Here is a 10,406-nt window from a genome sequence, read left to right as displayed (position 1 = left end):
TGATATAAACCTCCTTATCCTTCATCGCTTGTTGAGCGGGCTTGTTAAAGAGAGATAGACCATAGATATAGGTTTTGCCCTTATATTCTGCCCAAGGGCTGGTTCTCTCCGCCCCAACGTTACTTATCTTAAAGGCACTGCCCCTAATAACATCAAATAGCTTTTTGGCTGGCTGGCCAACAAATTCGCTCTTTCTTGCATCTAATGTTGGCAAGAAAGCTTCGAGCATCTTACTTTCCCTTTCGCGTTCCGCATCCGTCTGCGTGTTTTGGGCGTACATGGTGATGCCAAAGCATAGCGAAAACATCAATATAAATAACCTTTTCATCGTCTTAACATTTAATGTAGTTCCTCTGCATCATACGTTGTAAGTCTGCATGCTGTCTATATAGCAATGTCATGCAAACCTTCTAATGCCCTTGCGCGGGTACGTATGCCGCACCCACGCAAGGTATTGTTTCGTTTTTATACATACGGCGTAATATATCTCACTTTATTTTTTGCGCCAATATGTATCAAACGAATATGTATCAAACGAGTTAGCCTTACTTCTCACTAGATGTCTTACGTTCGGGTATATAGAAGTGTTCCCAAGAAACATTTTTCACTTTTGCATCAAGACATTTACGGATAATGGCCTCCATCCATGCAGGCCCAGCAGGTCTGACAGAATCCCAAAAGGCACTAGTATCCCAACGAACGTCTAAGATTATGCGTATGATATAAACCTCCTTATCCTTCATCGCTTGTTGGGCTGGCTTATTAAATAGAGATAGTCCGTATACCCACATTTTGCCTTTATATTCAGCCCACGGACTGGTTTCCTCTGTCCCAATGTTCCTTATCTTAAAGGCACTGCCCCTTATAACATCAAATAGCTTCTTGGCGGGTTGGCCAACAAATTCGCTTCTCCGTGCATCAAGGGTAGGCAAGAAAGCTTCTAGCATCTTACTTTCCCTTTCGCGTTCAGCATCCGTCTGAGTGTTTTGGGCGTACATGGTGATGCTAAAGCATAGCAACATCATCAATATAAATAACCTTTTCATCGTCTTAACATTTAATGGGTTTGTAACTAACCTTCTCCGAACCGTATGTGGTATAGTCGGGCTTGTCTGTTATATGGCATTTCACGATACTGATACCACCATCGAAGTGGTTAATGATTGTACTTAATCTAGCAATGGCAGTTTCATCGCTTGATTTAAAGCTATTAATACTTCTATACTGGTTCAGTATTTTACCGCATTTTCCATCCGGTTTAAAATCATTATTATCTGCCACTTCGTTCTCAATCTCCTTGAACATGGCTGCCGCTTTCTTTCTGTCGTTGATAATCAATGCGTAATAGGTGTTCTCGTCTATGAAAACAAATGAACCACGCATATTAGGACACTCTTGACCAGCCGCGTCGGAGCAGAGATTTAACAAATCCTTAGCTGATGGAGGAGTAAGATTAGGATGGTTGTGGAGCGTATATTTCGTGTAGAAATTTGCAGTGTATGGCGCACGATCTACAAGTCCTCCTCCTTCGGGCTCCAACATGTAATGACGATTATCATCATAAACATTAATAACACAAACATGCTCCACATTACCATGTTCTTTAACAAGCTTTTTAAACTGAGACAGGTCTATGTAGTTCTTTTTCTGCCCTTTATAAGGCTTCAGTGAGAACAAACTGTCCAACATTTCCTTCATGGTGCTCTTAGCCTCATTGGAGTAAGGCAGTGAGTCGCATTCTTCTGGAATTTTGCTCTGGGGAATTAGTCTTGAGGCATAGTTGTCTGCATAAAGCCCATCGTAAGGTTTGGGCTTATATTCACCTGTGCTCCCGCCTGTTCCACGGTTCCATCCAAGACGGTAAGTGCCATATACCTGATAAGTGACCTGTATAAACATATTAACCCTATGTGCTGCAGCCACTTGATGGAGCATGCTGCTATAGTTCATGGCAAAGACTCTTGGGTCTGAGCATTTGCGATATAACACTTCGCAATCAATGGCAACAACTATTTTATTTTCGTACCATTCTTTTTCCACTTTGCAATAATAGGGTGGTATCTCTGAACGCCACAATGCTTCTTTTGCCCATTCTTCCATTGTGTTGTGCCCAACACCATGGCAATCCCAATCTAGTGGACCAGTGTAGCTTGATGTATAGCTTAACTTAAACACAGCCTTTGCCCCCTCGGTGTAGGGATTTTCATACCTTGTTCTTGGCAACTGTTCCTGCGTTAATGGCATCATGCTGTCTTTAAGAAACTCGTACGCTTTAAGGCTATCGTCTACTTGCAATCCCTTATCAGATAAGATAGTAAAATCATTAGAATAGAGGAAACGCTGCGTTATTGGGATGTCGTTGTTGAGCGTTTCGGCATTAACCACTTGTGGGCTTTTAAGTTTGTTGTTCAGTTCAACGCGCTCGTCATCCAGCTGTGTAAAACCAACAGGATAATACAAAGCACCGCTTACCGTCCCTGTTCCTTCATTGCCAAAAGGCACAATAAACACCATGCCGTGCATCGAACTGTTGCACAAGCGAATGTCCTCGAAGTATACCTGCTTGCCTTTTGTCAAGCTTTGAAACCCAGGGTGCTGGTCGGTCGAGGCGTTTAATGCGTCAATAAACCGTTGGGCCTCTCTGTTTGTCACCTCATCTGGCAACGACAACCCCACATCGTTTTCTAATTGGTTGCAGGCGCAAGCCAACAAGACGCATAACCAAATCATTGGCGAAACAAAGTTCGTCTTCTTTACGTTTCGTGTCATCATAACTGTTTCATTTAGATTTCATGTTATTGTTAGTGAGATATATTTTATTAACTTATGCTCCAATGCACGCCTTTAAAGAAGGTTTTAATCAGGAGAAGTACAAGCTGTTACTCCTTATTATAGATGTAGCTTAATCGCTGGGAGAACTCTCTTGCAATAAGAACAATTGATGATTAGTACCGCTGTACAAGCCTGAGATTGACTAACAAGCTACTTATGTCTGCAAATTTAAGAAAAATATCGGTTCGTCCTACAAATGCACATGTGTTTCTTAACATAAAAAGAAAGGCCATGACTACACCCCTTATGAGTATAGTCATGGCCTTTAAACTTGTATTTCGCAACTCGCAAGTGGTTAAGTTGCAATATAAAAAGGTATGAACGAATCCAAGAAAGTCTACATCTTGGTAACGATACCACCCTCGGTTGCCTCGATAAACTGCACGAGATTGCGTATTTCAGGACCGTCGGGCACCTGCTCTTTCACCTGCAACACCGAGTCGAACACGCTTGTTTGCCCGTGGAACACCAGTCGGTAAGCGTTAGCAATGTGCTTAATGTTCTTCGGGTCTACGCCATCGGCTTTCAGCATCACGGTGTTTACGCCGCCATAAGCCAGCGGTTTACCGCCAAGTATGATGTAAGGAGGTACGTCTTTCGAGAATGTTGTGCCTGCTTGAATCATGGCGCGGTCGCCAACTCGAGTCTTGGCGTTCTCAATAACGCCCGTAGAGAATATCACGCCGTTGCCAATTAAGCAGTCGCCTGCAATCTTAGTGCCGTAGCCGAACACGCAATCGTTGCCCACTTGCGTATCGTGCGAGATGTGCGCACCCTCCATCAGGAAGTTGTGATTGCCGATAACGGTTTTGCAACCCTCGTGCGTGGCGCGGTTGATAACCACGTTTTCGCGGATGGTGTTGTCGTTTCCGATGATGAGGAACGACCTTTCGCCCACGAAATTGAAGTCTTGGGGCAACGCTCCCAACACCGAACATTGATAAACACTGTTTCCACTGCCCATGCGTGTGCCGTTAAGTATGCTTACGAAGGGGTGGATAACGCAGTTGTCGCCTATCTCCACATCGTCTTCTATGTAGACGAAGGGGTAAATTTTGCAGTTGTCGCCTATCTTGGCGCGTGGCGACACCTCTGCTCTTGAACTTATATCGCTTGACATCTGTATGAGTTTTAATTAGTTAACGAGTAGACAAGTTGATGAGTGGACAAGTCAATAAATTAACTTGCATCCCGCTACCTCACATTCCTACTTTCCACCTCCCAACGCCATGTAGAGGTTTACAACGGCTTGCATCTTATTAAAGTCGTCTTGAACCTTCGAGAGTTCCACTTTCAGCAAGGTTTGTTGGGCGGTAATCACTTCGAGATAGCTACCCCGGCTCTCGGTGAGTAGCATCTTAGTATCTTCCACATTCTGACGGAGCGTAACGATTTGTTTGGCCTCAATGTCGCTCTTTTCGGCCGACGTGTTGTACAATACCAAAGCGTTGCTCACCTCGTTGCCTGCACTTAGCACCATCTGCTGCCAAGTGTTGTAGGCGCGTTCGTATTGTATCTTGGCCACTTTAAGGCCTGCGATAAGCTGTCCGCGCTGGAAAATGGGCTGCGTTAAGCTACCCACAGCCGAGAGCAACAGCTTGGCCGGATTGGTTATACCCATGCCGCCGCTGTTGGTATAGCCGCCTTGCGCACTCAATGTGAGTGTTGGATAGAAACGGCTGCGGGCTGTTTGCACATTGTAGAAACACTGTGCCAAGCTCATTTCGGCAGCATGAACGTCGGGACGGTTGTTAAGCATCTGCAAAGAAATGCCCGTTGAGAAGTTGGCTGGCAGGCTCTGACCATCGAATTTGCCGCGGGCAATGCTGCGCGCCGACTGTCCAAGGAGCAACGAGAGGGCGTTTTCGGCCTCGCGCAGCTGACGTTTCAGCCCCACCTTTTGTGCCTGAACCGAGTAGTAATTGCTTTCGGCACTCTGCACACCCGTAGAACGAACGTTGCCATATTCCTTTTGCAGCTGCATGGTTTCCCACGTATCCTTGGCCAATACCTCCATTTCGTCTATCAGTTCCAGCTCCTTATCGAGCATCAGCAGCGTGTAATACAGGTTGGCTACGTTGGAAATAAGCCTTGTACGAGCGGCAAGCTGATAGTCTTTCATGCCTATCAAGGCCATTTGCGAACTGCGTTTGGCCGAGAGAAGTGTGCCGAAGAGGTCGATGGTCCAACTGGCCGACACGGGCAACGAGTAGGTTTTTACGGCCGCATGGCCGTCCCACGAACTGATAGTTCCCTGCGGAGTGAAGGCAAACGAGGGCAAGAAAGACAGCTGTGCCGACTTTAATTGCGCCTCGGCCATCTTTACATTGAGGGCCGCATTCAGCAAGTCGTAGTTATTTTCAAGCGCTGTTGCAATGTGCGACTGCAACTGCGGGTCGGTAAACACGCTACGCCAGGGCAGGTTTCCAAAGCTAGCCGTATCGCTAACGGCCAGCGTGTCGGTGTCTGAAAGGGGCGAGCGAACCACGCCTTCGGCCTTAACCGCAGGGCGTTCGTACTTGCCATAGAGGCTCTTGCAGCCCGTTAAGGCAACGGCTGCAAGGGCCAGGAGGATGAAATTCTTTATCTTCATTGTTTTGCTTTCACGTCTTTTTCTATCGCCATTTGGCGTGCATACTGTTTCAACTCGTTCTTTACCTCGCGGTTTTCTTCGTCGCCAAACTCCAAGGGTGTGAACTTCTCTTGCAAGTATTGGAAGATAACGAAGAGCGCGGGCACAACAAATATCTGCAACATCATACCGATGAGCATACCGCCAACGGCTGCCGCACCAAGTGTTTGGTTTCCGTTTTTACCAACACCGCTGGCAAACATCATGGGCAACAGACCGATAACCATGGCCAAGCCGGTCATTAAGATGGGTCGCAGACGCGATGCCGCACCCAAAATGGCACTGTACTTAATGGCCATACCCGTGCGCCGGCGTTCCAAAGCAAACTCAACGATAAGGATAGCGTTCTTTGCCAATAGGCCAATGAGCATGATAAGCGCAATCTGCATGTAGATGTCGTTCTGATGTCCGAAGAGTTGCGTAAAGATAAACGCGCCCGCCAAGCCGAAGGGCAACGAAAGAATTACCGACAAGGGCAGCAGATAACTTTCGTATTGGGCCGAGAGGATGAGGTAAACGAACACCAAACAAAGGGCAAAGATAAGCGCAGTGGTGTTGCTTTGCTCGTGTTCCGAACGCGTCAGACCTGAGAAGTCGTAGCCAAAACCCGTTGGCAGGTTCTGTGCTGCCACCTCTTCAATGGCTTTGATAACCTCGCCCGAAGAATATCCGTCGGCAGGTGTTACGTTGACGTTGATGCTGGTGAAGAGGTTGAAACGCCGCACGTTAGACGGCCCATACACACGTGTAAGTGTGCAATACTCGCTTACGGGCACCATGCCTTGCGAAGTGCGCACGTAGATGTTGGTGATGTCGCTTGGTTTCATCCTGCTGGCAACGTCGCCCTGAATCATTACGCGATATAGCTTACCAAAGCTGTTGAAGTTGGATGCGTACATGCCGCCATAGTAGCCTTGCAGCGTTGAAAGTACCACGCGCGGACTGATGCCGCTCTGCTTACACTTGGCTACATCCACATCTACCAGATATTGTGGGTAGTTGGGGTTGTAGGTAGTCATGGCGTTCATCACCTCGGGCCGTTCGTTCAGTGCTTTCAGATAGTCTTGTGTCACCTTAAAAAAGTGGTCCAAACTGCCGCCCGTCTTGTCTTGCACGGTGAAAGTAACGCTGTTGGCAAGTCCGTAACCGGGAATCATCGGCGCACCGAAGGCTATAATTTGTGCGCCTTTGATGCTCGAAATCTGCTTATAGATGGTGCCAAGAATCATGTTAGAGCTGCGCACATCCACAAAGAATCGCATAATGCCGTCGCCCTGCCACAAGCCCGAAAGCTTATAGAAGAACCCACCCGTACGTTCTTCAAACGGTTTGAGTTTAAGTACGAACGTTGCTTGGTCGGAACCTTGGCCTGCAATGAAGTTATAGCCCGCAATTTGTTCGCGACTTTGTATCATGGGGTTGTTGGCCAGCATCTCATCCACTTGCTTAACCACCTCTTGCGTACGCTCTTGGCTAGTGGCCGGCGGCAACGAGATGGTAACGAAGAGCGTTCCCGTGTCTTCGTTAGGAACAAGTCCCGTTTTGGTTGTGCTCATAGTGAACACCAACACCACAATACCCACCAACACGGCCACACCTGTAACGATGCGATGCTTGATGATGTTCTCTACACCCTTGCGGTATTTGCCCAACACCTTGTTGAAGGCCACATTAAAGCCAGCATGGAAACGGTCTACAAAACTCGTTTTCCGCCCATGTTCGCCCTCGGCATGGGGTTTCAAGAAGATGGCGCAAAGCGCAGGCGAAAGGGTAAGGGCGTTGATGGCCGAGATGATGATAGACACGGCCATGGTTACACCGAACTCGCGATAGAACGTTCCCGACGTGCCGCTGATAAACGAAACGGGGATAAACACGCAGGCCATAACCAGCGTAATGGAGATAATGGCACCCGAAATCTCGTTCATGGCGTCGATGGCGGCCACCTTCGAACTCTTATATCCCATATCCAACTTGGCGTGCACGGCCTCAACCACCACAATGGCATCGTCTACCACGATGGCAATGGCCAGCAACAAGGCCGAGAGCGTTAGCAAGTTGATGGAGAAACCGAACATCCACAAGAAGAGGAACGTACCAATGAGCGACACGGGTACGGCGATAAGCGGGATGAGCGTTGAGCGGAAGTCTTGCAAGAAGACGTAAACCACGAAGAACACCAGCACAAAGGTGATGATCAGGGTCATTACCACCTCTTCTATTGCGGCGAAAAGGAATTCGGTAACGTCGTAGTTTATCTTATATTCAAGACCTGGGGGGAAGGTTTTGGATTGCTCTTCCAACACCTTCTTCACGTCTTGTGCAATCTGTGTGGCGTTAGAACCGGCAATCTGCTGCACCATACCCATCGCCGAAGGGTGGCCGTTATTCTTCATCGTCACAGAATAACCCAGCGCGCCCAGCTCAATCTTGGCCACGTCTTTCAAGTAAAGCGTTTGGCCCTGGGTGTTGTTGCTGATGATGATGTTGCCGTATTCTTCGGGCGTTTTGAGCCTTCCCTTATAGCGCATCACGTATTCGAAGGCCACGTTGCTCTGTTCGCCAAACGAACCTGGCGCGGCCTGAATGTTCTGTTCGGCAAGTGCGGCAGTCACGTCGCTAGGCATCAGCCCGTATTGTTTCATCTTATCAGGCTGCAACCATATACGCATAGAGTACGTACCGGAACTAAACGACTGCACGTTACCCACTCCCTGCACACGCTTGATGGCCGGTTGGATGTTGATTTCGTTGAAGTTGGTGATGAACTTCTCGTCGTAACGTCCGTCGGAAGACGTTATGGTGTACATCAGCACGTTACTCGTCTGCCGTTTCGAGGTGGTAACACCCACCTGCGTAACCTCTGCGGGCAACAGCGCTTGTGCCTGCGACACGCGGTTTTGCACGTTCACGGCGGCCATGTCGGCATTAACGCCCTGCTTAAAGTAGATGGTTATCATGGCCGTACCGTCGTTTGTGGCGGTACTCTCCATGTAGGTCATGTTCTCCACGCCGTTGATGCTCTCTTCAAGAGGTACCACCACGGAGTTGAGAACCGTTTGCGCATCGGCTCCCTGATAGTGCGCCATCACCGAAATGGTGGGCGGTGCGATGTCGGGATACTGCGCAATGGGCAGCGACACGATGCCGATTAAACCCAGCAACACAAGAAACACGGAGATAACCGTGGAGAGTACTGGGCGTTGTATGAATCTTGTAAATGTCATATCTTACTTATTGAACATTTAAGTTTCGTGAGTTTATTTCGTTTTTTCGACGCTTTATGCCGAGGGCGAACAATGCCCAACCCCCTAGAACCGCTTTTATCCGTACTGTGCTTGTCGGGCTAATGCCAAGGCAAACAGCAGCGGCGATGCACATTTAGCTTGGTTTGCGAGGCCCGAAACGGGTATTTGCTTATGCCGCAACAGGCAACACACCTGCGTACTATCCATATTAAGCACAAAACAACGCATCGTAAGCAAGGCTCATCGCACCAAAACTCAAAGCCTAGGAAACTTATAAACGAAAAACTTATAAACTAAGAAACTTAAAAAAACTATTGTTCTACTTCTTCTTCATCATGTCGATAAATCCCTTTGCGCTAGTCTGGTTTTTGCCCAGCTTGGCCGCATCCGACACCTTTTTAAGATACTCTTCCTCGGTAAGCGGCACAATCTTCATGGTGTCTGTAAGCGTAGTTAGTCCGCGGGTAACAATCTTGTCGCCAGCTTTCAGTCCGCCAGTAACCACATAATTGTTGCCGTCGTTTTGCGGGTCGACGGTAATCTCGGTGTACTTCACGCGGTTTTCGGCACCCAACTTGTACACAAACACCTTATCCTGTATCTCGGTAGTTGCGCTTTGGGGGATAACAAGGCTGTTGGTGCTAACGCGTGGCACGATAATAGTGCCCGATGCACCACTTTTAAGCAAGTGTTCGGGGTTGGGGAAACGTGCGATAAGCGACACCGCACCCGTAGTTTGACTGATAACGCCACTCATCTTTACCACCTTACCCGTGTGTTTGTACATCGTTCCGTCGGCCAATTTCAGCTTTACTTCGGGGTAATCGCTAATGGCGGCGTGCGTTCCGCCCGCTTGTTTCGACATGTTCAACACGTCTTTCTCGTTCACCGAGAAATACACTTCGATGGTAGCCGCATTCGAAACGGTTGTCAATGGCTCTACGCTTTGCGCGCTAACCAACGCTCCCACCTTGTAAGGCAAGCTACCCACGATGCCGTTAGCCGGACTTTTCACAAAGCAAAAGCCCAACATATCTTTTGCCGAAGACAGCGAGGCCTGTGCTTGCGCCACGGCAGCACGCGCGCTTTCGTAGGCGTTCTGCGCCGTTTGCAGTTCGTACGAACCGATAACGTTGCGCTCGAAAAGTTTCTTGCTGTTGTCGAAAGTAAGCTTGGTGGTGTTAAGCTGCACCTTAGCCGAATTAAGTGCGGCCTGCGCTTGGCGCACAGTTGCCTGATACGTGGTGTTGTCGATGACGAAAAGCAGCTGCCCTGCCTTAACCACCTGCCCTTCTTGCACGCAAAGTTTGGTGATAAAACCCGACACTTTGGGCCTTATCTCCACGTCTTGCACACCCTTAATAGAGGCCGGATAAGTTGTTTCCGTCTCCGAACCTTGCGTGCCTACCGTCATTACGGGATATTCGTTGTTGTCCATTTTCATGTTGCCCTTGCCGCCACATGCAGCCAAGAGTGCAACACAGGCCACCAACATTAACCATTTCTTTTGTCTCATACTCTATTATCTAAATACTATTCTGTTTCTATTTTCAGCCAAATTGCTATCCTAATTGCAAAAACCCGACGCGCATATTGAGTTTTTGCACTGCAAAGTTACAAAGAAATATCAACCCATTTCAGTGCAGCCCACACCATTTAACTATAATTAGGGTAATTCAGTTAATTCCCTCTTA

7 protein-coding genes are annotated in these 10,406 nt (G+C 48.1%); all 7 read right to left on the bottom strand.

Annotation, left to right across the window (positions count from 1 at the left end):
- Positions 1-328, bottom strand: a 328-nt coding sequence (locus HMPREF2955_RS16200) for a hypothetical protein (RefSeq protein WP_168166872.1), incomplete at its 3' end; no start/stop codon positions are given.
- A gap of 217 nt (positions 329-545) precedes the next feature.
- On the bottom strand, positions 546-1,046 hold the full coding sequence (locus HMPREF2955_RS06505; RefSeq protein ID WP_070722008.1) for a hypothetical protein: 501 nt from the start codon (positions 1,044-1,046) through the stop codon (positions 546-548).
- Positions 1,047-1,050: 4 nt separating this feature from the next.
- Positions 1,051-2,772, bottom strand: a complete 1,722-nt coding sequence (locus HMPREF2955_RS06500; RefSeq protein WP_139145498.1) for a hypothetical protein — start codon at positions 2,770-2,772, stop codon at positions 1,051-1,053.
- Between the two features lie 397 nt (positions 2,773-3,169).
- Positions 3,170-3,952: an acyl-ACP--UDP-N-acetylglucosamine O-acyltransferase gene (gene lpxA, locus HMPREF2955_RS06495; protein ID WP_070722004.1), complete on the bottom strand. Its 783-nt coding sequence runs from the start codon at positions 3,950-3,952 to the stop codon at positions 3,170-3,172.
- 87 nt (positions 3,953-4,039) lie between these two features.
- The gene (locus tag HMPREF2955_RS06490; RefSeq protein WP_070722002.1) at positions 4,040-5,425 is read right to left on the bottom strand and encodes a TolC family protein; all 1,386 of its coding nucleotides are present in this window, start codon (positions 5,423-5,425) and stop codon (positions 4,040-4,042) included.
- Entirely contained in the window at positions 5,422-8,691 is a 3,270-nt protein-coding gene (locus HMPREF2955_RS06485) for an efflux RND transporter permease subunit (RefSeq protein WP_070721999.1), read from the bottom strand. Before HMPREF2955_RS06485 ends, HMPREF2955_RS06490 begins: the two co-directional genes overlap by 4 nt.
- A 340-nt stretch (positions 8,692-9,031) precedes the next feature.
- The gene (locus HMPREF2955_RS06480; RefSeq protein ID WP_070721998.1) at positions 9,032-10,228 is read right to left on the bottom strand and encodes an efflux RND transporter periplasmic adaptor subunit; all 1,197 of its coding nucleotides are present in this window, start codon (positions 10,226-10,228) and stop codon (positions 9,032-9,034) included.
- Positions 10,229-10,406 lie beyond the last annotated feature (178 nt).

Origin of the sequence: Prevotella sp. HMSC073D09 (assembly GCF_001814145.1) — a bacterium.
Taxonomy (GTDB): domain Bacteria; phylum Bacteroidota; class Bacteroidia; order Bacteroidales; family Bacteroidaceae; genus Prevotella; species Prevotella conceptionensis.
Note: the sequence above shows the minus strand (reverse complement) of the source record. Positions and strands in the feature narration are given on the sequence as shown.